The following is a 19,281-nucleotide window of genomic DNA, read 5'->3' as shown; positions in this document are numbered from 1 at the left end:
CTTGCCCAAGAGAGAAGCCGGTTTGCTTGACAGCGCACGGAGGAAAAGATTTTGATTTTGCAGTAGCGAATTCAGCGGCTTCCGCGCGGCATCGAGGCCGCTTTCAGCGGTCAGGTTCCCCTTGACGGCGCTGCAACTAAGGCGGAGGATTAACTTTCAAGGGTGGCAATGGAACGATGGCGCTCGTGCCAAGAGACCGCTCAAATTCGAGGTAAACGTCACGCAATCACGGCTGAGGGCTCCGGCAGCGCTGGTCGCGATTCGCGTCGAATCTCCGGATCCAAACCAGTGGCTGGATTAATGTCCGACACCATTCACACGCTCTCGACGACCGGTATGACGCCGAAGCGCCAGATCCAGAGCTGGATCGACGGGCTGACGAGCCTGTGTGGGCATTTCGACGTCGATCCGCTGGAGGCGTCCTCGCTCGAAGGCCGCATCGACTACACGAGCGTCTCGCGCCTCAAGCTCTGCCAGATCGAGGTGAGCCAGCATCGCATCGCGCACACGCTGGCGCGCGCCAAGGCCAATGAACACCCCTACATCAAGATCCACTTCCAGACCTACGGCGTGTCCTATTTCGAGCAGGAAGGCCGTCACATCGAAATCAACCCCGGCGATATCATCGCCTATGACGTCTCCTGCCCGCATTCGATCATCAGCCCGGCCTTCACGCGTCACGACGTGGTGATCGTGCCGAAGGCGCTGCTGCGCGACCGCGGATTCCCGTCGCAGCGAATGCCCGCCTGCAAGCTGTCGTCGAAGACGGGCACGGGGCGGATCGCACACGATTTCGTCCATGCGACCTTCGACGAGGCGGCCAAGCTGTCGGCGAACAGTGCGGTCGGCGTCGCCGATTCGCTGATCGACCTGTTGCTGCTGCCGCTGCGCGAAGCCGACACGATGTTCGACCGGGTCGGGCCCGAGGCGATGTATGTGCGCGCGCAGTTCTTCATCCGCGAGCACCTGCGCGATCCGGATCTGTGCATCGACCAGATATCGACCGAGCTCGGCTGTTCCAAGCGCTATCTGCACATGCTGTTCTCGGAGCGCGGCACCACGGTGAGCGACTACATCTGGCAGGCGCGCCTGCAGAACTGCCGCCAGGAGCTCGAGGCTCACGCCGGCAAGACCATCACCGACGTCGCGTTCTCCTGGGGCTTCTCCAGCTCATCGCATTTCAGCCGGGTGTTCCGGAAATACTTCGGCGTGGTGCCGTCCTCGATCCACAAGGCCCAGCAGGGCGCGGCGGCCTCGGGCGAGCATTAGGCGCTTTTCGAGCGCATGCTCTAGGCGGTAATAGTCGGCGCGGTCGCGCGGCGGTGGCGCTATTTCACGCGGACGTGGCGATATAGGGAATGCCGGCCACGAGGGCGACGAGCACCACCGCGTTCCCCAGCATTCCGCTCCAATGCAGCCGGCGCAACCGACGCGGGGCGTCGGCATCGCCAGCGTCCCTCGCGCTGAGCTGGTCGTCCACTCTTTGCATGAACCAGCGGCGTCCCCCGATCGCCAGGGCAGCGATCATGCCTACGCCCAGCGCGGCAAGCAGGCGGCCGTCGACGAGGAGGGCCACGGTTCCAATGACGCCGGCGACGCGCATTACCAGAAAATGGGCGTTGAACATTCCGCGCAGCAACTGGGCGACGGGCTGAATATCGAGCCTCACCAGCAGGAAGGCGGGCGAGGCCAGGGTGAAATAGCCCATCGGAAAAAGCAGAATGACCATAACGGCAACGGCGACTGCATCCGGTGTCATGCGATCGGCCCTTCTCGTCCACAGAGGTGCGCAATCATAGCGGGAAAGTGTGCTTGCGACACTAGGCTTTGGCCGGACTCCGGGTCGGAAAGGGAGCAACCGGCGCGCCGGCCACGGCTCGGAAGTTTAGGCCGGCTCGAGGCCGAGCGACTTTGCGCTCTCGATCCAGATCGGCAGTTCGCGCTGATACAGTTCGTTGGTCTCCTTGAAGCCGATCGCGGGTTCGAGCACGAAAGTGGCGAGAACCTCCTTCACTTTCGGATCGCTGTTGGCCGCGACGCAGAGCTCCGCCAGGCGGTCGACGATCGGCTTCGGCGTTGCCTTGGGCACGGCCCAACCCGAAAAGCCGCTCACGGTGAAGAATTTCGAGGTGGCGCCCTGCTCCGGGAGGGTCTTGATGGCAGGGATCGCGTCGACCTTCTTCGAATGCACCGCGAACACGGTGCCGCGGTCGCTTTGCAGGACCGACTGCGCCGCCGTGTAGCTGCCCATCGCGGCATCGAGCGTGCCTTCGAGCATTCCCGTCCACATCGGGGCCTCGCCGCGGTAATGGACCGGCTCGATGTTGAGGCCGTACTGCTTGTTGAGCTCGTGGATCGTCATGTGCGGGGCCGAGCCGGCGCTATAGGTGCCGAAGTTCACCCTGCCGCTCTTGCGCGCGAAGGCGACGAAATCCTCCAGCGTCTTGACGCCGGTCTTGGGGTTCGCGACCAGCAACAGGCCGGCGCCCGGGATGACGCTGACGAGCGTCAGATCCTTGTCCATGTCGTAGCCCGGATTCTTCATCACCACCCGGTTCATGATGTAGGTGGTCGAGATCGAGCACAGCATTGTGTGGCCGTCGGGCTCGGCGCGGGCGACCTCCGCCGTGCCGATCGCGCCGGAGGCGCCCGGCTTGTTTTCGACGACCACGGTCTTGCCGACCTGCTTGGAGATGAATTCGCCGTAGGCGCGCGCAAGAAGGTCGGTCTGCCCGCCGGCGGGATAGCTGCAAATCATGCGAATCTGTCGCGCCGGCCAAGTGCCTTGGGATGCAGCTTGCGCCGAGGCGCCGCGCGCAACGAAAGGCATCGTGAATGCGCCGGCTCCGGCGGCGATGAAGTGGCGGCGATCGATTTTTGTGGACATGATTCTCTCCCGGTTCCGGGCAGGGTACTGCACCTGACCGGCGCTGCCATGGGCGTCAGGCGAGACAGATTGGCGCATTCGAAAGGCTGTGCTGCGTCTGTTCGGGCGTCATCCGGACGATCGCACCTTTCGCATGACACGCTGCCAGACGATTTCGGTCAGGGCCACCGCAATCAGGCCAAAGGTGCCGCCGATCAGCACGTTGGCGATACGCTCCTCCGCGATTCCGCTGGCGCCGCCGGCGAAAGAAGCGGCCAGCGCAATGAAGAAGCAGCGCAGGCCGAAGCCGACGATGTAGCGGGAGAAAGAGATCAGCGTGAGGGTGGCGGCGAGAACCGCGAGGGCATAGCCGACCCGGCTTTGCGGCAGCACGATTCCGGCGAGGAAGCCAAGCGGCACGCCCACAAGCGCGCCGATCGCGCGCTGCTTCAGCTTGTCGGTGGAGGCAGCGAGATCGCCGACCACGACGCTCGCGGCCGACCACATCACCCATTGTCCCTGCGCGAGGTCAAGGATCTCGACCAGCACCGCCGCGGCGAACACCGCCATGGCCGTTGCCGTCGCAGGGAGAAACCATCCGGCGGCGGGCAACCCGAACGAGGTCGCCGCGCCATCGCGTTGCTGGTCGTAGATCCGGATACCGCAGACCAGCGCCAGCGCAATCGGAGAGGACGCGATGATCAGGCCGGCGTGGCGCAGCGCTTCCGACGCGCTTGCGCCCTCCCGCACCTCGCAGGCGAGATAGACCGCGGGGATGAATACCCAATTGCCCAGTGTGCGGAAATGCTCGCCATGGCGCGTCGCCGCCACCGCGAGGAAACCGGCGAGCGCCGTCAGCACTGCGAAGAGCGGCTTGACAGGGCTTGCGAGGAAAAGCGCGGCAAAGGTGACGAGGATGGCGAGATAGTGCCAGGCGATGACCTTTGGCGGCAGCTTCAGCCGGAGCGCCGGAATGAGCAGGGAGACAGCGACCAGCCCGAGATTGAGCAGTGCCGTTTCACGCGCGATGAAATAGGCGCCGACCATCGGGCCGACGACGATCAGCGCTCGCGACAGTTCGCCGGGCTTGAGCTCGCGGGAGAGGACGTCGCGCAGGCCTGCGGCGGAGGTTGGCGAATTCACAGGGCACCAAAGGGCGAAATGAAACCGCAGGCATCTTACGGTTCGCCGCATGGCCAGACCAGCTTGGAGACGTTGGTCTTTGCTCCGTCATTGCGAGGAGCGAAGCGACGAAGCAATCCAGGGTCTCTCCGCGGAGAGATTCTGGATTGCTTCGCTGCGCTCGCAATGAGGATGGAGAGGCAGTGCGAGCGCCGTATCTCGCTCTTCTTCCCCGGCTCTGCGGAGCGTCACTGCGCGCCGCACCGCGTCCGGACAAGAGAGCCTCACCGCTGAATGATCTTCGTCCAGACGTCGCCCAGAATCGCCGGCTCGCGCGGCGGCAGATAGGTGAGGCCGGCCTGTCTGCCGAATTCGGCGATCCTGCCCTCGGCCGCGAGGGCGCTCAGCGCCTTGTTGACGGCATCGATCAGCGCGCCGTCGCGGGCAAGCCCGACATAGCCGCGATTGGCACCGATCGGGTAGTAATAGCCGGACGCCGTGAGCGCACTGTCGGGGTGCGCGGCGCGATGGGCGTCGAAGCGCGCAAGGTCGATCAGCGTCGCGTCATGGTCGCCGCGCTGGAGCGCGCCGAGGAGATCGTCGCGGCCGGGGACGAGATGGGTGATGCCGTCGATCAGCCGCCCCTTGTCGAAGGTCATCAGGATGGCGTCGCCGAGCGAGCCGCTTTCGATGACCAGACGAAGCCCAGTGAGATCGCCGATGTCGCCGATCTTGCGGCCGCTTGCCTTCGGCCCGAGCACCACCGTCATCGGCGAATAGACGTAAGGCTGGCTCGGCGCGAGCACGCCGAGCGCGACACGGCGCCGCCGATCGTCGCGCGTGGCCCCGCCGAAGTCAGGCAAGCGCGCCGTCTTCATCCCGGGGACGACGAGCGAATCCTGCGTCAGCGCATAGCCGCCGACGAGAGAGCAGCGTCCATCCGAGAGCAGCGCGTTGGCCTCGAGCTGCGGGCTGGAATCCTCGTCCAGCTTGCTCTCGAACCACTGGATCGCCAGCGGTCGTCCGAGCCGCTCCGCGATCGCCTGTGCCAGCAGCACGTCGAAGCCGGCATCCGGCTTGCCGCGCTGATGCATCGAGAGCGGCGGCCGGTCCTCGTCGAGGCAGATCTTCAGGGGATCGTCGGCCGCAAGCGCGACCGACGCCATCGTCGACAGAACGGCAGCGAGGCTCCATGCTGCATGCCGGCCCCTCATGGTTTTCTCCGGCTGGAGATGAAGGCCCAGAGATCGCCGATCTGGTCGTCGCTGAGGATGTCGCCCCAGGGCGGCATCTTGTTGTTCTTGCCGTTCTTTACCGTGGTGACGAAGCGCGTCTTGTCGTCGGGGAAGACGCGCAGATCCGGTGTGATGGTCCCGGAGTTCATCAGGTTCGGGCCATGGCAGTGCGAGCATTTCTCGGCATAGGTCGACTTGCCGTGGTCGATCTGCGCCTGCATGGGATTGCTGGTTGGCTCGTCGGCGGCACGAACGGTCGCCGCAAGCGCGACCGTCAGCACCAGGGCGGCGGCGAAGATCGCCGCCGTCCTGTCAAACATGTCTCTCAGCATCATGCCGCGGATTACTGCTTGACCGCAAAGACCCACAGCGAGCCGCCGGGCGGCACCTTGGCAAGCCGCTCGTCGCCGGAGAACAGCGAGTAGACACCGCCATAACCGCTGGTCACCGCGACATACTGCACGCCATCCTGCTGCCAGGTCACCGGCTGGCCCTCGATGCCGGACCCGGTCTGGAACTGCCAGAGCTTCTTGCCGGTGTCGGCGTCGAAGGCCTCGAACTCGCCGGTCAGTGCGCCCGAGAATACGACGCCGCCCGCGGTCGACAGCACGCCCGAGAAGCGTGGAATGTCGCTCGGCGCTTCCCACTTCGACTTGCCGGTCATGGGATCGATCGCCTTGAGGTGACCGCGCGGTCCGTCCCCGAACTCCCAGGGATCGGTCAGGTCCATGCCGAGATACCATTCACCCTGCTTGAAGGTGACGGGCTCGGCCTTGTACCTGCCGCCGAAGGCGAGCGTGTTGGCGTAGGCAAGGCCGGTCTGCGGATTGAACGACATCGGCTCCCAGTTCTTGCCGCCGAGGATGGAGGGATAGACCGTCACCTTCTTGCCCTCGCGCGCCTCCTTGGCGACGTCGGTCTCGATCGGACGGCCCGTCTTCATGTCGACGCCGGTCGCCCAATTCACCTTCACGTAAGGATTGGCCGCCAGCAGCTTGCCGTTGGTGCGGTCGAGCACGTAGAAGAAGCCGTTGCGGTTGGCGTTCATCAGCGCCTTGGTCGGCTTGCCCTCGACGTTCACGTCCGCGAGCACCATCTCGGCGACCGCGTCATAATCGAACGGATTGTTCGGTGAGAACTGGTAGTGCCACTTGATCTTGCCGGTCTTGGGATCCATCGCCAGCACGGAGCAGGTGTAGAGATTGTCGCCGGGGCGGACTGCCGAATTGAACGGGCCGGGATTGCCGATGCCCCAATACACGGTGTTCAGCTCGGCGTCATAAGAGCCGGTGATCCAGGTCGAGCCGCCGCCGAGCTTCCAGGTGTCGCCCTTCCAGGTGTCGCCGCCGGGCTCCTCCTGCGAGGGAATGGAATGGGTGCGCCACAGGTGCTTGCCTGTCGCCGGATCCCAGCCGTCGATGAAGCCGCGCGTGCCGAACTCGGCGCCGGAGATGCCGGTGATGACGACGCCGTCGGCGACCAGCGGGGCCACCGTCATCGAATAGCCTTCCTTGATGTCGGCGGCCTTCTGACGCCACAGCTCCTTGCCTGTCTTTGCGTCAATCGCGATCACGTTGGCATCGAGCGTCGTACGAAACAATTTGCCATCGTGGATTGCGACGCCGCGATTGATGATGCCGCAGCAGACGATTCGGGGCGTCTCGGCGGGATATTCGATCTTGCTCTTCCAGATCTGCTTGCCGGTCTTGGCATCCACCGCCATGGTCGCATTGTGCGAGGTCACGTAGATCACGCCCTGATAGACTATGGGCTGCGATTCCTCGCTGCGATCGTCGTTGAAAGAGTAGTTCCAGACCGGGACAAGGTTCTTGACGCTGTCCTTGTTGATCTGATTCAGCGTCGAGAAGCGCTGCAGATTGTAGCCCATCCCGTAATTGAGAACGTTCGATGTATCGGTCGCGCCTTTGACCAACTGCTCGGTGGTCTGTGCGCTTGCACAAGTCGATGCAAGCATAACGAGGCTCGCGGCCATCGCAAAGCGTTTCATCCGTTCCTCCCAATATGCGCGCCTTTTGACGCCGCGGAAGCAAATCTCCGTCGGAAACCAAAACGCGTCAATACGAAAGTCGTAAGTGTCGTGCCGATATCGCTGACGCGATTGCCGGTCACCTCATGGAAACCGGCTCCACTTGCGCGGAGACGCTGGGAAATTCCGCACCACGAAGCAGCTCCGGTCAAAGTGGTCTGGGCGAGCGGTCGGGTTTCGCGCGTTGTGACGCGCGCAAGTTGCATTCCGGACTTGAACCCGGAGCCGCTTGTGGATTTATCTGGTTGCTGACCCGCTTCGCACCGGGGATCTTTGTCTGGGAGGTCTTGATGATTTCGCGTCGCTCAATTGCGCTTGCGCTCACGATTGCACTGGTGTCCGGTCCGGCATGGCCGGCCGCCGGCAACGCGGTCAAGCTGTTCGATACCGACAATGACGGCACGCTCGATCTTGCCGAGGTGAAGAAGGCGGCCGCCGCATTGTTCGCAAAGCTCGATCCCGATCATGACGGCACGCTCGATGCGCGCGAATTGCGCGGACGGTTGACGGCGAAAGAACTCGCCGCCGCCGATCCCGACCGGGACGGGACCCTGACGCTCGACGAATATTTGTCCGTGGTCGAGCAGCGCTTCAATGCAGCCAATCCCGACAAGGATGGAACGCTGGATGCGAAGGAGCTGAACTCGCGCGCCGGCCGCGCGCTGCTGCGATTGTTGCGGTGAGCGCAACGGAGCAGGCGTGAGGCGGGCGGCTTTTGCGAGCATTTCCGCTCCGACACTCGGAACATCGGGCAGTTCGGCCTGTTCTCTTCGCGATGTCCTGCCAGGCGCCGGGGCTGCGCCGCGGGAGAAGAGGAGATGCAGATGAACACGAAACGTTCCGTTCTTGCCGCCTGCGCGATCCTGACGTTGAGCGCCGGCGTCGCCATCGCCGGCCCATGCAACACGGGCAGCGCCAGCACTGACAAGGATGCTGGTTCTGGTCCGGTCACCGTAGGCTCGGCGCAGTCGCATTCGTCCAGCTCAGCGGGCGACAGCAGCCAGCATCCGCCCACCAGCACGATGAATCGTGCGAGCGGTGAAACGCCGGCGTCATCCGAAGATGCGCAGCGGCAGATGCAGAGCCAGCCGACGGCGGCTCAGCGAGCCGACGGTGCTAAGCCGGACGCCGCAATGGCCGACAAGGGCTGCTGACGGCGCGGCGCCATTGGTGTCGATTCGACGCGCGGTGCGTCGCACAAGGCAGCGTCTTGGAGGTCGTGTTTGACCAAGAGGGAACTGGCTTTGTCCCAGAGAGAAATGCAGTCGCGAAGAATCGACACAGACGCGCTCGGCAACCGAATCGAGGCTTGAACTGCACCTGACGCAGCCCTAGGTTTTGCGCCGCGCGATGTCGCGCTCAATACCTTGGGGAGACCCCGAATGGCTTGGAAAGCTCCGAAGATCGTGGAAGTGCCGGTCGGCATGGAAATCAACATGTACGCCTGCGCTTCGCGCAAGTAAGACTGACGACCTGCCACGGCTTCGATGGCAAACGCCGTCGAAGCCGTGGTAGTGTCAGGAATGCGCGCGAGAGCCAACAGCCTCTGGACTATTGCTGCCTGTACGGTCGCGCTTCTACCCGCATGCGTCAGCGCCGAAGAGAGCTTCGATACCGAGCACATCTTCGGCTTCATGATCGGTACCGATGTCGGCAATCCCGGCGAGCGCGAATTCCAGACCCAAACGACAGGGCGCTTCGGCAAGGGCGGCACATATCGCGCCCTCGAGCACGAGTTCGAGATCGAAGTCGTGCCGCTGCCGAACTTTCGCGTCGAGGTCGGCGGCACGGCCAGCTTGCACGACATCACCGGCGTCCCCGATATCGACGACCGCCGCCAGCTCAACTTCCAGGGGGCTTCGCTAGACCTGCGTTATCGCCTGCTCGGCCGCGAGCGCGCGCCGTTCGGTCTCACCATCGCCGCCGAGCTCCATGGCGACCGCATCGACGAGACCAGCGGCGCGAAAGGACGGATGTACGGCACCGAATTCACCCTCGCCATCGACCGCGAGCTCATCCCGAACTTCGCCATCGGCGCGCTCAACCTGATCTATCAGCCGGAATGGGCGCGCTTCGAGGTGACGGGGCAGTCCGAGAAGAGCTCGACGATCGGAGCGGCGTTTGCCGGCCTGGTGCGCGTGCGGCCCAATGTGCTGCTCGGCGGCGAGCTGCGCTACTTCAGGCAGTATGAAGGCATCGGCCTCGGGGAGTTTTCAGGCCAGGCACTGTTCGTCGGCCCGACCGCTTATTTCCAGCTGTCCGAGCGCTCACGGCTCACCCTGAGTTGGAGCATGCAGGCCTGGGGCCGTCCGGCTGGGTCATCCGCAAATCTCGACCTCGTCAATTTCGAGCGCCACCAGGCCCGGCTGGTGTTCGGCGTTAACTTTTAGGTCGGGAGGTCGTCGTGCCCGGGCCTTGTCCCGCGCATCCACGTTCTTGTACTGCGAGGCAAGGCGCGGGATGGCCGGGGCAAGCCCGGCCATGACGACGTGGAGACCTCGGCGTTCTGCTTCATAGCAAGGAGACGAGAGGCAGTTCCCGGCCCATTCTCGCTCACCCAGACTTGAAACTTCCCCCTCCGCGGAACGTAACCTTTCGTGCTAATCTCGATTGCCCTTGCAAGGATCCCGGCATGAACCCGATTGATCTGGTGGTGACTGTGTGTGCGGTGCTCTCGCCTGCGACCTGCGAGGAGCAGCATCTGATGTTCAACTATGGTGGGTCGCCGCGGCAATGCGCGATGGCCGCGCCGCCCTATATCGCGCAATGGGTCGGCGACCATCCGAAATGGCAGGCCGTGCGGTGGCGCTGCGAATATCCGCACCCGAACGACAAGGCGTAAGGCGTCCCGCTACTTGGTGCAGTCCTTCAGATCCTTGTCGGCGATCGAGAACACCGCATCCGCCCTGATCTCGATGTCGCGAACGACGCACTGCCGTGCGTTGGGATAGCTGACCTTGGCGTCGTAGCGGCCCGGCTCGACGCCGGTGATGCGCAGCCGCTCGTCGTGATCGACCTCCTTGTCCTTGTCGTTCAAGCACTGGTTCGGGCCCCAGTCGGTCTTGCCGGCGGGTGAGAGCTGGAAGCCGGAGATCGTCTCCGTCGTCAGGTTCCAGAGCCTGATGCCCTTGCCCTTGGTTTGCGCCAGCGCCACGCCCGGCACCGCGACCAAGAGGATGCCGATCGCAATCAGCCTACGCCGCATTGGTGAACCTCCCTCGATGACGTTTGGTTCAGTTGACCACGAGTTTTCATTTCGATTCAAGCTGCAACGCCGCGAGCTCCGCCCTGATCCTGCCGAGTTCGCCCTCGCTGCGCATCGCGCGCGGAACGGCAATCGGGACTTCCTGCACGATGCGCGCGGGGCGCGGCGACAAGAAGAACAGGCGATCGCCGAGCCGGATCGCATCGTCGAGACTGTGGGTGACGAGCAGCGTCATCACCGGACGGCTCGCCACCAGCGTTGCGATCTCGTCGCGCAAGCGGCCGGCGAGCGCGTCATCGAGCGAGGCGAGGGGCTCGTCGAGCACCAGCAGATCAGGCTCGACGGCGAAGGCGCGGGCGAGCGCGACGCGCCGGGCAAGGCCGAGCGACAACTCGCCGGGAAAGTGGCTGCGATGCGCCTCCAGCTCCAGAATCCTGAACAGCTCCGACAGCTTCGCCTCGGTCACGTCGGGCGCCGCCAGCCGCACATTCTGCTCGACCGAACGCCACGGCAGCAGCCGCGGCTCCTGGAACACCATTCCGATCCGTGCCTGTGGTGGACGCGCGACGTGGCCCCTGAAATCACCATCGAGCCCGAGGATGATGCGCAGCATCGTGCTCTTGCCGCAGCCGGACGGACCGATGAGCACGCCGACCTCGCCGGCGCAAAGCGCGAATTTGAGCGGCGCGAGCACTTCGTGCGTTTCGCCCGCGGCACTCCTGAACGTCTTGCCTGTGATATCGACCTCAAGCCGCACGGGGCCGCCACCGTGTTGCGCGGGCTTCGAACGGCTGCACCAGCAAGGTTTCGATCACGAGCACGACCGCGGCGAATGTCAGCGAATAGGCGAGCAGTCGCGGCGTGTCGAACAGCTGAAAAGCGACGCCGATCTCGAAGCCGACGCCGTTCGGACGCCCGAGCAGTTCGGCGACCAGCACGATCTTCCATACCAGCGACAGTCCGGAGCGGGCCGCAGCGGCGATGTAGGGTGCGAGCTGCGGCAGCACGACATGGCGGAACGCGCGCCAGCGCGGCATCGCGAACACGCTCGCCATCTCGTCGAGCGAGCGGTCGAGCGCGCGGGTGCCCTCGCGCAAGGTGACGACCGCGGTCGGCAGCTTGTTGATGGCGATTGCCGCGATCGCTGCGGTCTCGGTCAGGCCGGCCCAGATATAGGCCAGCACGATCACGACGAGCGCAGGCAGGTTGAGCAGCAGGATCAGCCAGGGATCGCCGAGCCGGTCGGCTAGCCTGACCCGTCCCATCAGGTAGCCGATGGCGCTGCCGAGCGACATCGCGAGCACGAAGGCGAGGGTGACGCGCGCCAGCGTGACGCCGAGATGCAGGAACAGCGCACCCGATGAGGCTTCCGCGATCATCACCTCGAGCACCGCCGGCGGGGAGGGCAGCTTCGCGCCGCCGACGAACAGCGCGGCAATCCACCAAATCGCGAGGAACATGGCGAACGACAGAAGGCGCAGCACCTCAGTCTCCAGGCACGGCGTGATAGAACGTGCCGGGATCGAGCTCGGCGGCGGGGCCGACGAGGTCGCGGCCGCCGGTCTCGGCCAGCACGCGGTAGAGCACACGCGCGTCTTTCTCCTCGTCGTCGACGCTCCGGCGCGGGATGCCGTCGCGATAACGGTCGCGATAGGTCTTCAGCAGGGTGGCATCGCTGGTGCCGGTCAGCGGCGCGATCTTGTCCCAGGCCGCATCCGAGCTCACCAGCAACTGCTTGGCCTTGCGGGTCATCGCGATGAAGCGCGCCACCGCTTCGCGATGGCTTGCGGCCCAGCTCTCGTCAAAGACATAGCCGACCGCAGAGACCGCGCCCTTGGCGCCGAGCTTCGGCAGGATGTCCTCGATGCCGGCGAGGCGCCTAAAACCCTTGGCTTCGAGCTGGGCGCAGAAATTCCAGAAGTTGAGGCTCGCATCCATCTCGCCGTCGAGTGATTTGGCGGCGATCAAGGGCGGGGCGCCATAGACGATGGTAGCCTCCGACTTCAGGTCGATGCCGTCCTGCTTCATGCGCGCCTGGAGCAGCAGCCAGCTCTTGTCGATGGCTCCGCCGGCGACGGCGAGCTTGCGGCCCTTCAGGTCGGCGAGCGACTTGATCGGCGACGAGGCCGGCACCATCACCGCGCCGAGCGCGCTGGAGTAGGGATAGAACGTGAGCTTGGCGCCGAGCGCCCGCTCGCGCGACACCCACAGCCAGTCCGACAGGATGATGTCGGCGCTGCCTCCGCGCATCGCGATCTTGCCGGCCTCGGGGCTCGCTAGCTCGGTGACTTCCAGCGAGAGGTCCGCTTCCTTGTCGAGACCGCTCGCACGGATCGCGGCCAGCTCCCAGGAGAATGTTCCGGTCTTCTGCACCGCAAGGCGGATCGTATCCGCGGCGCGGACGGGTGCGGCGAGCGTCAGCGCCAGCGTCGTTGCGAGCGCCAATGTCCGACCAAGTGCCCTTATCACACCGAGTGCTCTCATCACCTTGTGAGCCGTTTCCTCTGACAGAGTGCTTTTCAGGACAATACGCATAGCATAGCTTTGCTCGCAACCAGCGGGAGGATGCGCATGAAACTGGCCGGACAGCTACGACCGATTGTCGCCGCATTGACGGTGCTGGCGGCGACGGTGTGCGTGGCGCGGGCCGAGGAAGCCAACGATTATCCCACGTCTGCGCGCGCGGAGTACGTCTATGGCTGCATGAAGGCCAATGGCGAGAGCCGGCAGTCGATCGAGCAATGTTCCTGCTCGATCGACGTGGTGGCCTCGATCGTCCCCTATGAGCGCTACGTTACCGCGGAGACCGCGCTCAGCATGTCGCAGGTGCGCGGCAATCTCGGCGTTCAGTTCCGCACCTCGGAGCAGGCGAACACGGCGGTGAATGATTTAAGGCGGGCGCAGGCGGAAGCTGAGGTGAGGTGTTTCTAGTTTGCTGCGGTCATTCCGGGGCGCGCGAAGCGCGAACCCGGAATCTCGAGATTCCGGGTTCGGTCCTGTGGACCGCCCCGGAATGACGGTGTGACAACTACGTCCCCGGCTTCTCCACGTCCCACTCATTCCGGAACACGTGTCCGTCCGTGTCCTTGGCTTCCGCGCGGAAACGCTTGGCGCCGTTGGAAACGTAGGTGAAGCGCAGGTTGGGATCTTCCGAGATCGAGATGCCGCCTTCCATCGAGAGCACGGGGCTGTCGTCCTGCGTCAGCTTCAGCTGGTTGATGAAGAACGCGGGAATGTAGAGCTGCGTGACCTGGTCCATCTGCAGGCCGGAATTGTTGGGATGGCCGACCATGATCTGCGCTTCGCGGATACGGCTCGCCGGCGCCTCCTCGCGCGCGAACTGCCGGTAGCGCATCTTGCCGAGCTTGCTGTTGGCTTCCTCGGCGTTCTTTCCGGCCGGCGCCGAGCAGCCGCCCGAGGCCTTCACATAGACTTTCGAGACATAGAGCTGGCCGTCGCTGAGCTCGGCCACCGCATGGACATCGGTGTAATTGTTGACCCGCACGCGCGTCGAGATTTCGGTGACATTGGCATCGGAGCCGAGCTCGAACTTCGCCGCCATCGGCGCCGGGTTGCGGTCGATCACGAGCGTAATCGAGCGGATCCGGCGGCTATCTGCGGGCGACAGTTTGCTGCGCAGAGTCACCGGCACGATCGCCGCGTCCTCAGCGCGATACGGCATCTCGATGCCGACGACGGCACTGCCGTCATTCATCGGGCGATTGTTGAAGATGTCCTGCACCAGGCCCGGCCAGGGATCGTCGGCCTCTTCAGCCTGCGCCGGCATGGCAAAGGCGATGCCGAGCAGCGCGGCGATCAGGGGCAGGCGGCGTGTCCATCTGGTCATGATCATGGTCCCGGAGTCAGCGAAGCTGATCTCTTGCTCATGATAGCGCGCCCGCTACTCCCATTCAATTTCCGAAAATGCTGCAGTTGCGTTCCGGGCATTGTAATCGCCGAACAGCTCCCAACGCGGCTGCTCCTCAGCCGCAGCCTTATTGGCGGCGGCTCGGATCGGTTCGCCGTTCTTATTCAGTGCACGTACGTCGGACAGCAGCGTTGACAGGTAACGCCGTTCATCGGCCAGCGCGGCAGGCCAGTCGCTCACGGGGCCGTGACCGGGAACGACGCGTCGCGCCGGGAGGGCCTCCAATTCCTTCAACGTGTCGAGCCAGCCGCGGATGCTGCCGTCCATGACCGGAATGTGGCGAAGAAAAACGAGGTCGCCCGTGAACAGGGTTTTGGTCGTCTCGTCGTACACGGTCACATCGCTGTCGCTGTGCCCGGTCCGCCAGGCGCGCAAGGTCAGTCGGCGCGAGCCGAGATCAAGCGTCATCGCGTCCGAAACCAGCAGGGTGGGAGCAACGATCTTCACGGGATCTATCAACTCGTTGCCCATGATCCGGCGAAAATTGTCGAGATAATAGGGCCCGCGCGTGGCGAGCGCCTGCGGCAGCTTGCTATGGCCGACGAAGCTCGTTTCTGCGGTGGCGAAGGCCGCATTGCCGAAGACATGGTCGGGATGGCCGTGGGTGTTGATGACATAGCGGATCGGCTTGGGCGTGCGGGCCCGCACGGCGGCCAGCAGGGCCTCGCCTTCGCGGAGGCTGCCGCCGGTGTCGATGACGGCCACGGCATCATCGCCCACGATGAAGCCGACATTGGCAATGTCGCCCTCGTTCTCGCGGGTCATCAGGGCAATGGCCCCGGAGTGTACGAAGATTCCCGGTGCGACTTCGCTCACAGGCAATTCGGCCGCCCCGGCCCGTGCTAGCGTTGCTATCCCCAGCAGGGACAAGGCTGCGATTACTCGAGCGATGCGAAACACTTTTCCGCCTCAGTTTAAAGGGCTTGCTGCATTGCACTGCAACAAAGCGAAGCCAGCGAAGTCTGGCAAAACATGGCGCGTCATGCGTTGCATGGATAGCATTCAAACAAAACGAGGAGGAAGCGCGATGACGGAGGCCGGACGACATCGTCGCTGGTTGTTTTCAATGTGGGTCCTGGTTGCGTCCTGCGGGCTCGGCGACGTTGCCGTGGCGCAGACCAATGACAGCGGCGACCTCTCGTTCGAGCTGGTCGACCCGCACGTGCTTCGTGTCTGCGCCGATCCGCGCAATCTGCCGTTCTCGAACGAGAAGGGCGAGGGGTTCGAGAACAAGCTGGCCGAGCTCTTTGCCGACAAGCTCAAGAAGAAGCTCGATTACGTCTTCTTTCCGCAGGCCACCGGCTTCGTGCGGATGACGCTGGGTGCGCATCGCTGCGACGTCATCATGGGCTTTCCGCAAGGCGATGACGTCGTGCAAGGCACCAATCCCTATTATCGCACGAGCTATGCACTGGTCGCCAAGGCCGGTAGCGGGCTGGAGGACGTCGACACGCTCGAGGATCCGAAGTTGAAGGGCAAGCATGTCGGCATCGTCGCGGGAACGCCGCCGGCGACCAATATGGCCATTGCCGGCCTGATGAGCGACGCAAAACCCTATCCGTTGATGATCGACACGCGCTACGACAATTCGGCGCAGGCCATGATCGACGACCTCGCCGCCGGCAAGATCGACGCCGGCGTGCTGTGGGGACCCATGGCCGGCTACTATGCGAAGAAGGTCGGCTCGCTTCACGTCACGCCGCTGGTGAAGGAAACCACGGGGCCGAAGCTGGTCTATCGCATCGGCATGGGCGTGCGCCCCGCCGACCAGAACTGGAAGCGGCAGCTCAACAAGCTGATCCAAGAGAATCAGGCCGAGATCAACAAGATCCTGGTCGACTTCGGCGTACCGCTGCTCGACGAGAGCGATCGGCCGCTCAGTGCGGCGACGGCCAAGAAGACGCCATGAGGTAGACGCCATGAGGCGGCTTCGTGCCGGTGCGCTCGTCGCTGCCCTGCTGGCGGCGCCGGTTCTGGCGCAGCAGCAGGAGCCGTTCGAGCCCGAGAATTATCGCGCCGACAATTATCGCGCGCCGGTACCGGCGACGCTCGCCGGCGCGCGCGTGCTCACCACAGTGGAAGCCGAAGCGATCTGGCGCGCCAGAAGCGGTGCCTTCATCGACGTGCTGCCGCGCCCGCCGAAGCCGAAGAACCTTCCGGAAGGCACGGTGTGGCGCGATGCGCCGCGCAGAAACATTCCGGGCAGCATCTGGCTGCCCGATACCGGCTACGGCAATTTGCCGCCGGCGATGGGGGATTATTTCCAGCGCGGGCTCGCGCGTGCCTCTGGCGGCGACAGGGCCGCGCTGGTGGTGATCTATTGCCTCGCCGACTGCTGGATGTCCTGGAACGCCGCCAAGCGCGCGCTGGCCTATGGCTATTCCAACATCGCCTGGTACCCAGACGGCACCGACGGCTGGGAGCGTGCAAAGCTTCCCACCGAAGAGGTGCAGCCGGAGCCGCGGCCGGAACAGTAAGCGACTCGGCTCCGCAGTTGCGGCGTCAGAAAAAGGCTCAACTCCCTCCACGTCATTGCGAGCGCAGCGAAGCAATCCAGAATCTTTCCGTGCAGGGATTCTGGATTGCTTCGTCGCAGGGGCTCCTCGCAATGACGATGTGGCGCAGTATCGCCTCGATCGACGTGGGGTGAGCTCGCGGAAGGGCACCTCTCCCTGCAAGAGGAAGAGGCGATCTAAGCCCTACTGCTTCTGCAGCTTCGTCAGCGTGCCGGTGCCGTTATTGTCGGTCGCGGAATAGTTCACCCTGTCGCCGGCATGAACGGCGTCCAGCATCGCGGCGTCCTTGGCCTTGTACTCCTGGAGCGCGCCGGCGCTGCCGGTGCTGGCGCCGACCGTACCCTTCTGCGTCTGCTGGATCGAGATCGTGCCGTTGAGCCGATCGATCCGCATGACCATTCCGGTCAAATCGTCAGCAAGAGCGCTGGTTGCGAGCATGCTGAGGGCCGCAGCGCCCGCAAAAATGAATCTTGTAGTTCCCATCGAGGCCTCCCGACGTCTTGGAGTTCACTTCGACAAGCCATCCTAGATCGATTTGGTTCCGGCAGATAGCAGGGCAAAGGTTAACGATGCTCGGGAACCCATCGGGAGTGCAGGGCGCTATTCCATTTCCTGCTGGATCACGCGGCCGAGCGCGAACAGGCGCTGGTCGATCGTGGTTGGAACCTCGCAGACGAATCGCACCACCTTGTTGCGGTCCTCGAAAATCCGGGTCTTCCAGATCAGCTCGTTGCCGAGCGTCTCCACCTTGGCCTCGTCACGCGGGGTGGCACCCTGAAGCGCCTGGAGCTGAATTGTCTCCTCGCGGATCTTGTCGGCGGCCTCCCGCTGCTTGCGGCTGACGCGCTCGAGCCCGCTCATGACCTGGGAGCGCTGGGCGTTGAGCGTGTCGAACAGGCCGGCGAACAGCAGCTTGGCATTCGCAGTCTTGTCGGCGGAAGAGGCGGCCAAAAAGTCTTTCACCGACTTCTCGGCCTCGTCCATTGGCGTCTTGCGCGCCGACAATTTTGCGACCAGTGCGGTGATTTTCGTGTCGTTCTTCCACTTGGTCTCGGCGTCGTCGAGCGCAGGACCAGCCCAGACGGCCGCGAGCGAGATCTCCGGCACCTTGGCCTGCGTGCAGGGCCAGTTGGGGTAGCGCGGATCGGCCGCACGGGTGGCCGTGCCCGACAGCGCGAGCACTAGTGCAGCCATCGCCAGAACCTTCATCCTTCGCCTCCTGCAGGCCCCCGTCGCGCCAGCCCACGCGAGGGATCATAGGCCCAAATCGCGCCGATCATGAAGACGATTGTGCAAGCGGCGACCACCGCCAGCGAGACCCAGTTGATCTGTCCGTACAGCGCAAACCGGATCAGCTCGACCGCATGGGTGAACGGATTGGCCTCACAGAGATAGTACAGATAAGGGCTGCCCTCCTGCACCCGCCAGAGCGGATAGAGCGCGGAGGAGGCGAAGAACATCGGGAAGATCACGAAATTCATCACGCCGGCGAAGTTTTCCAGCTGCTTGATGCCGGAGGAGATCAGCATGCCGAGCGAACCCAGCATCAGCCCGGACAGGATCAGCGCCGGCAGTACGGTGAGATAGCCCGATGACGGCGGGGTGATGTCCCAGAACCAGGCGATCAGGAGGAACGCATAGACTTGCAGCAACGACACCGCGGTGCCCGCCAGCAGTTTGCAGAACAGGAGAAAGCCGCGCGGCAGCGGGCTCACCAGCAGCGTGCGCATGTTGCCCATTTCGCGGTCATAGACCATCGAGAGCGAGGATTGCATGCCGTTGAAGAGCTGGATCATCGCCATCAGCCCGGGCGCGATATAGACCTCGTAGAGGATGTAGGTCTCGTAAGGCGGGATGATGGAAATGCCGAGCACCTGGCGGAAGCCGGCGGCGAAGATGAACAGCCACACCAGCGGCCGCACCAGCGCCGAGACGAAGCGCTCACGCTGATGCAGGAAGCGCAACCCCTCGCGCCAGACGATGCCGGTGAGGCACGTCATGTATTCGGCGGCCGAGAAGCCGCGCGGCGCCTCACGCGTGGTGATGCTGCTCATGCGCCGCCTCCCGGCATGGTTTGCGCGCCGGTCAGGCGCATGAAGGCGGTGTTGACGTCCTGCGCGCCGGCTTCGGTGATGACGCGGCTCATCGGTCCCCGCGCCAGCACCTTGCCCTGATGCAGCACCACGAGGTCGTCACTGGGCATGATCTCGTCGAACAGATGCGTGGCCCAGAGCACGCCGATGCCTTGGTCCGTCACGAGCTGGCGGACCTGGCTGATGATGTCGGCGCGCGCCTTGACATCCAGGCCGACGGTTGGCTCGTCCAGCAGCAGCAGGCGCGGCCGGTGCAGCAGCGCGCGGGC

24 protein-coding genes and 1 pseudogene are annotated in these 19,281 nt (G+C 64.2%); 9 read left to right on the top strand and 16 right to left on the bottom strand.

Annotation, left to right across the window (positions count from 1 at the left end):
- The first annotated feature begins 300 nt into the window (after positions 1 to 300).
- Entirely contained in the window at positions 301 to 1,269 is a 969-nt protein-coding gene (locus tag MOV75_RS04685) for a helix-turn-helix domain-containing protein (RefSeq protein WP_246918083.1), read from the top strand.
- 64 nt (positions 1,270 to 1,333) lie between these two features.
- Here MOV75_RS04685 and MOV75_RS04680 read toward each other — a convergent pair whose 3' ends face one another.
- The 6 genes from MOV75_RS04680 to MOV75_RS04655 form a co-directional block, all read right to left on the bottom strand.
- Positions 1,334 to 1,759: a hypothetical protein gene (locus MOV75_RS04680; RefSeq protein WP_246918081.1), complete on the bottom strand. Its 426-nt coding sequence runs from the start codon at positions 1,757 to 1,759 to the stop codon at positions 1,334 to 1,336.
- A 126-nt stretch (positions 1,760 to 1,885) separates the two neighbouring features.
- The gene (locus tag MOV75_RS04675; RefSeq protein ID WP_246918079.1) at positions 1,886 to 2,887 is read right to left on the bottom strand and encodes a tripartite tricarboxylate transporter substrate binding protein; all 1,002 of its coding nucleotides are present in this window, start codon (positions 2,885 to 2,887) and stop codon (positions 1,886 to 1,888) included.
- Positions 2,888 to 2,995: 108 nt separating this feature from the next.
- On the bottom strand, positions 2,996 to 4,009 hold the full coding sequence (locus MOV75_RS04670; RefSeq protein ID WP_246918077.1) for an FUSC family protein: 1,014 nt from the start codon (positions 4,007 to 4,009) through the stop codon (positions 2,996 to 2,998).
- Between the two features lie 263 nt (positions 4,010 to 4,272).
- A complete protein-coding gene (locus MOV75_RS04665) occupies positions 4,273 to 5,202 on the bottom strand; it encodes an ABC transporter substrate-binding protein (RefSeq protein ID WP_246918075.1) in 930 nt (309 codons plus the stop codon).
- Positions 5,199 to 5,555: a cytochrome c gene (locus MOV75_RS04660; RefSeq protein ID WP_247005044.1), complete on the bottom strand. Its 357-nt coding sequence runs from the start codon at positions 5,553 to 5,555 to the stop codon at positions 5,199 to 5,201. The genes MOV75_RS04665 and MOV75_RS04660 overlap by 4 nt, the downstream gene beginning before the upstream one ends.
- 11 nt (positions 5,556 to 5,566) lie before the next feature.
- Positions 5,567 to 7,231: a methanol/ethanol family PQQ-dependent dehydrogenase gene (locus tag MOV75_RS04655; RefSeq protein ID WP_246918074.1), complete on the bottom strand. Its 1,665-nt coding sequence runs from the start codon at positions 7,229 to 7,231 to the stop codon at positions 5,567 to 5,569.
- 329 nt (positions 7,232 to 7,560) lie between these two features.
- On the opposite strand from MOV75_RS04655, the gene MOV75_RS04650 reads away from it, so the two are divergent.
- The 5 genes from MOV75_RS04650 to MOV75_RS04630 all read left to right on the top strand — a co-directional run bounded on the left by MOV75_RS04650 (position 7,561) and on the right by MOV75_RS04630 (position 10,112).
- On the top strand, positions 7,561 to 7,953 hold the full coding sequence (locus tag MOV75_RS04650) for an EF-hand domain-containing protein (protein ID WP_246918073.1): 393 nt from the start codon (positions 7,561 to 7,563) through the stop codon (positions 7,951 to 7,953).
- Positions 7,954 to 8,088: 135 nt separating this feature from the next.
- Positions 8,089 to 8,424: a hypothetical protein gene (locus tag MOV75_RS04645; protein WP_246918072.1), complete on the top strand. Its 336-nt coding sequence runs from the start codon at positions 8,089 to 8,091 to the stop codon at positions 8,422 to 8,424.
- A gap of 228 nt (positions 8,425 to 8,652) precedes the next feature.
- Positions 8,653 to 8,733, top strand: coding sequence for a pyrroloquinoline quinone precursor peptide PqqA (gene pqqA / locus MOV75_RS04640; RefSeq protein WP_008562446.1), 81 nt, complete (start codon positions 8,653 to 8,655; stop codon positions 8,731 to 8,733).
- Between the two features lie 24 nt (positions 8,734 to 8,757).
- Entirely contained in the window at positions 8,758 to 9,660 is a 903-nt protein-coding gene (locus MOV75_RS04635; RefSeq protein WP_246918070.1) for a hypothetical protein, read from the top strand.
- 242 nt (positions 9,661 to 9,902) lie between these two features.
- Positions 9,903 to 10,112: a hypothetical protein gene (locus tag MOV75_RS04630; protein ID WP_018320724.1), complete on the top strand. Its 210-nt coding sequence runs from the start codon at positions 9,903 to 9,905 to the stop codon at positions 10,110 to 10,112.
- Between the two features lie 9 nt (positions 10,113 to 10,121).
- Here MOV75_RS04630 and MOV75_RS04625 read toward each other — a convergent pair whose 3' ends face one another.
- From MOV75_RS04625 to MOV75_RS04610, 4 genes are read right to left on the bottom strand one after another with little or no spacing between them, the layout of a single operon-like run.
- Positions 10,122 to 10,475 (bottom strand): hypothetical protein, encoded by a 354-nt coding sequence (locus MOV75_RS04625; RefSeq protein ID WP_246918066.1) that lies wholly within the window; start codon positions 10,473 to 10,475, stop codon positions 10,122 to 10,124.
- A 46-nt stretch (positions 10,476 to 10,521) separates the two neighbouring features.
- A complete protein-coding gene (locus tag MOV75_RS04620; RefSeq protein ID WP_246918065.1) occupies positions 10,522 to 11,232 on the bottom strand; it encodes an ABC transporter ATP-binding protein in 711 nt (236 codons plus the stop codon).
- Positions 11,222 to 11,959 (bottom strand): ABC transporter permease, encoded by a 738-nt coding sequence (locus MOV75_RS04615; protein WP_246918064.1) that lies wholly within the window; start codon positions 11,957 to 11,959, stop codon positions 11,222 to 11,224. The genes MOV75_RS04620 and MOV75_RS04615 overlap by 11 nt, the downstream gene beginning before the upstream one ends.
- Position 11,960: 1 nt before the next feature.
- The gene (locus tag MOV75_RS04610; RefSeq protein WP_246918060.1) at positions 11,961 to 12,959 is read right to left on the bottom strand and encodes an ABC transporter substrate-binding protein; all 999 of its coding nucleotides are present in this window, start codon (positions 12,957 to 12,959) and stop codon (positions 11,961 to 11,963) included.
- 87 nt (positions 12,960 to 13,046) lie between these two features.
- Here MOV75_RS04610 and MOV75_RS04605 point away from each other — a divergent pair, with 87 nt between their 5' ends.
- Positions 13,047 to 13,406, top strand: a complete 360-nt coding sequence (locus tag MOV75_RS04605) for a hypothetical protein (RefSeq protein WP_212081008.1) — start codon at positions 13,047 to 13,049, stop codon at positions 13,404 to 13,406.
- A 97-nt stretch (positions 13,407 to 13,503) separates the two neighbouring features.
- Here MOV75_RS04605 and MOV75_RS04600 read toward each other — a convergent pair whose 3' ends face one another.
- Entirely contained in the window at positions 13,504 to 14,322 is an 819-nt protein-coding gene (locus MOV75_RS04600; RefSeq protein WP_246918057.1) for a quinoprotein dehydrogenase-associated SoxYZ-like carrier, read from the bottom strand.
- 54 nt (positions 14,323 to 14,376) lie between these two features.
- Positions 14,377 to 15,303, bottom strand: a complete 927-nt coding sequence (locus MOV75_RS04595) for a quinoprotein relay system zinc metallohydrolase 2 (protein ID WP_246918055.1) — start codon at positions 15,301 to 15,303, stop codon at positions 14,377 to 14,379.
- A 127-nt stretch (positions 15,304 to 15,430) separates the two neighbouring features.
- On the opposite strand from MOV75_RS04595, the gene MOV75_RS04590 reads away from it, so the two are divergent.
- Complete coding sequence (locus MOV75_RS04590) at positions 15,431 to 16,312, top strand: substrate-binding domain-containing protein (RefSeq protein ID WP_246918053.1); 882 nt, start codon at positions 15,431 to 15,433, stop codon at positions 16,310 to 16,312.
- Between the two features lie 10 nt (positions 16,313 to 16,322).
- Positions 16,323 to 16,880, top strand: a complete 558-nt coding sequence (locus MOV75_RS04585; RefSeq protein ID WP_246918051.1) for a PQQ-dependent catabolism-associated CXXCW motif protein — start codon at positions 16,323 to 16,325, stop codon at positions 16,878 to 16,880.
- A gap of 222 nt (positions 16,881 to 17,102) precedes the next feature.
- On the opposite strand, the gene MOV75_RS04580 is transcribed toward MOV75_RS04585, so the two are convergent.
- The 4 genes and pseudogenes from MOV75_RS04580 to MOV75_RS04565 all read right to left on the bottom strand — a co-directional run.
- On the bottom strand, positions 17,103 to 17,402 hold the full coding sequence (locus MOV75_RS04580) for a copper-binding protein (protein WP_246918049.1): 300 nt from the start codon (positions 17,400 to 17,402) through the stop codon (positions 17,103 to 17,105).
- Between the two features lie 117 nt (positions 17,403 to 17,519).
- Positions 17,520 to 18,128 carry a hypothetical protein gene (locus tag MOV75_RS04575; RefSeq protein WP_246918047.1) on the bottom strand — a complete coding sequence of 203 codons (609 nt, stop codon included), beginning with the start codon at positions 18,126 to 18,128 and terminating at the stop codon, positions 17,520 to 17,522.
- Positions 18,125 to 18,973, bottom strand: a complete 849-nt coding sequence (locus MOV75_RS04570; RefSeq protein WP_246918045.1) for an ABC transporter permease — start codon at positions 18,971 to 18,973, stop codon at positions 18,125 to 18,127. The genes MOV75_RS04575 and MOV75_RS04570 overlap by 4 nt, the downstream gene beginning before the upstream one ends.
- A pseudogene (locus MOV75_RS04565) lies at positions 18,970 to 19,281 on the bottom strand (ABC transporter ATP-binding protein); the annotation flags it as partial. The gene MOV75_RS04570 and the pseudogene MOV75_RS04565, both read right to left, overlap by 4 nt.

The organism is Bradyrhizobium sp. PRIMUS42 (genome assembly GCF_023006515.1).
GTDB lineage: Bacteria > Pseudomonadota > Alphaproteobacteria > Rhizobiales > Xanthobacteraceae > Bradyrhizobium.
The sequence above is the reverse complement of the archived record's forward strand: the minus strand, read 5'-3'. Positions and strand labels throughout refer to the sequence as shown.

Coding starts and splice junctions, on each gene's coding strand:
- MOV75_RS04685 (WP_246918083.1), top strand. CDS start 301: ATGTCCGACACCATTCACACGCTCTCGACGACCGGTATGACGCCGAAG.
- MOV75_RS04680 (WP_246918081.1), bottom strand. CDS start 1,759: ATGACACCGGATGCAGTCGCCGTTGCCGTTATGGTCATTCTGCTTTTT.
- MOV75_RS04675 (WP_246918079.1), bottom strand. CDS start 2,887: ATGTCCACAAAAATCGATCGCCGCCACTTCATCGCCGCCGGAGCCGGC.
- MOV75_RS04665 (WP_246918075.1), bottom strand. CDS start 5,202: ATGAGGGGCCGGCATGCAGCATGGAGCCTCGCTGCCGTTCTGTCGACG.
- MOV75_RS04660 (WP_247005044.1), bottom strand. CDS start 5,555: ATGCTGAGAGACATGTTTGACAGGACGGCGGCGATCTTCGCCGCCGCC.
- MOV75_RS04655 (WP_246918074.1), bottom strand. CDS start 7,231: ATGAAACGCTTTGCGATGGCCGCGAGCCTCGTTATGCTTGCATCGACT.
- MOV75_RS04650 (WP_246918073.1), top strand. CDS start 7,561: ATGATTTCGCGTCGCTCAATTGCGCTTGCGCTCACGATTGCACTGGTG.
- MOV75_RS04645 (WP_246918072.1), top strand. CDS start 8,089: ATGCAGATGAACACGAAACGTTCCGTTCTTGCCGCCTGCGCGATCCTG.
- pqqA (WP_008562446.1), top strand. CDS start 8,653: ATGGCTTGGAAAGCTCCGAAGATCGTGGAAGTGCCGGTCGGCATGGAA.
- MOV75_RS04635 (WP_246918070.1), top strand. CDS start 8,758: ATGGCAAACGCCGTCGAAGCCGTGGTAGTGTCAGGAATGCGCGCGAGA.
- MOV75_RS04630 (WP_018320724.1), top strand. CDS start 9,903: ATGAACCCGATTGATCTGGTGGTGACTGTGTGTGCGGTGCTCTCGCCT.
- MOV75_RS04625 (WP_246918066.1), bottom strand. CDS start 10,475: ATGCGGCGTAGGCTGATTGCGATCGGCATCCTCTTGGTCGCGGTGCCG.
- MOV75_RS04610 (WP_246918060.1), bottom strand. CDS start 12,959: ATGAGAGCACTCGGTGTGATAAGGGCACTTGGTCGGACATTGGCGCTC.
- MOV75_RS04605 (WP_212081008.1), top strand. CDS start 13,047: ATGAAACTGGCCGGACAGCTACGACCGATTGTCGCCGCATTGACGGTG.
- MOV75_RS04600 (WP_246918057.1), bottom strand. CDS start 14,322: ATGACCAGATGGACACGCCGCCTGCCCCTGATCGCCGCGCTGCTCGGC.
- MOV75_RS04590 (WP_246918053.1), top strand. CDS start 15,431: ATGACGGAGGCCGGACGACATCGTCGCTGGTTGTTTTCAATGTGGGTC.
- MOV75_RS04585 (WP_246918051.1), top strand. CDS start 16,323: ATGAGGCGGCTTCGTGCCGGTGCGCTCGTCGCTGCCCTGCTGGCGGCG.
- MOV75_RS04580 (WP_246918049.1), bottom strand. CDS start 17,402: ATGGGAACTACAAGATTCATTTTTGCGGGCGCTGCGGCCCTCAGCATG.
- MOV75_RS04575 (WP_246918047.1), bottom strand. CDS start 18,128: ATGAAGGTTCTGGCGATGGCTGCACTAGTGCTCGCGCTGTCGGGCACG.
- MOV75_RS04570 (WP_246918045.1), bottom strand. CDS start 18,973: ATGAGCAGCATCACCACGCGTGAGGCGCCGCGCGGCTTCTCGGCCGCC.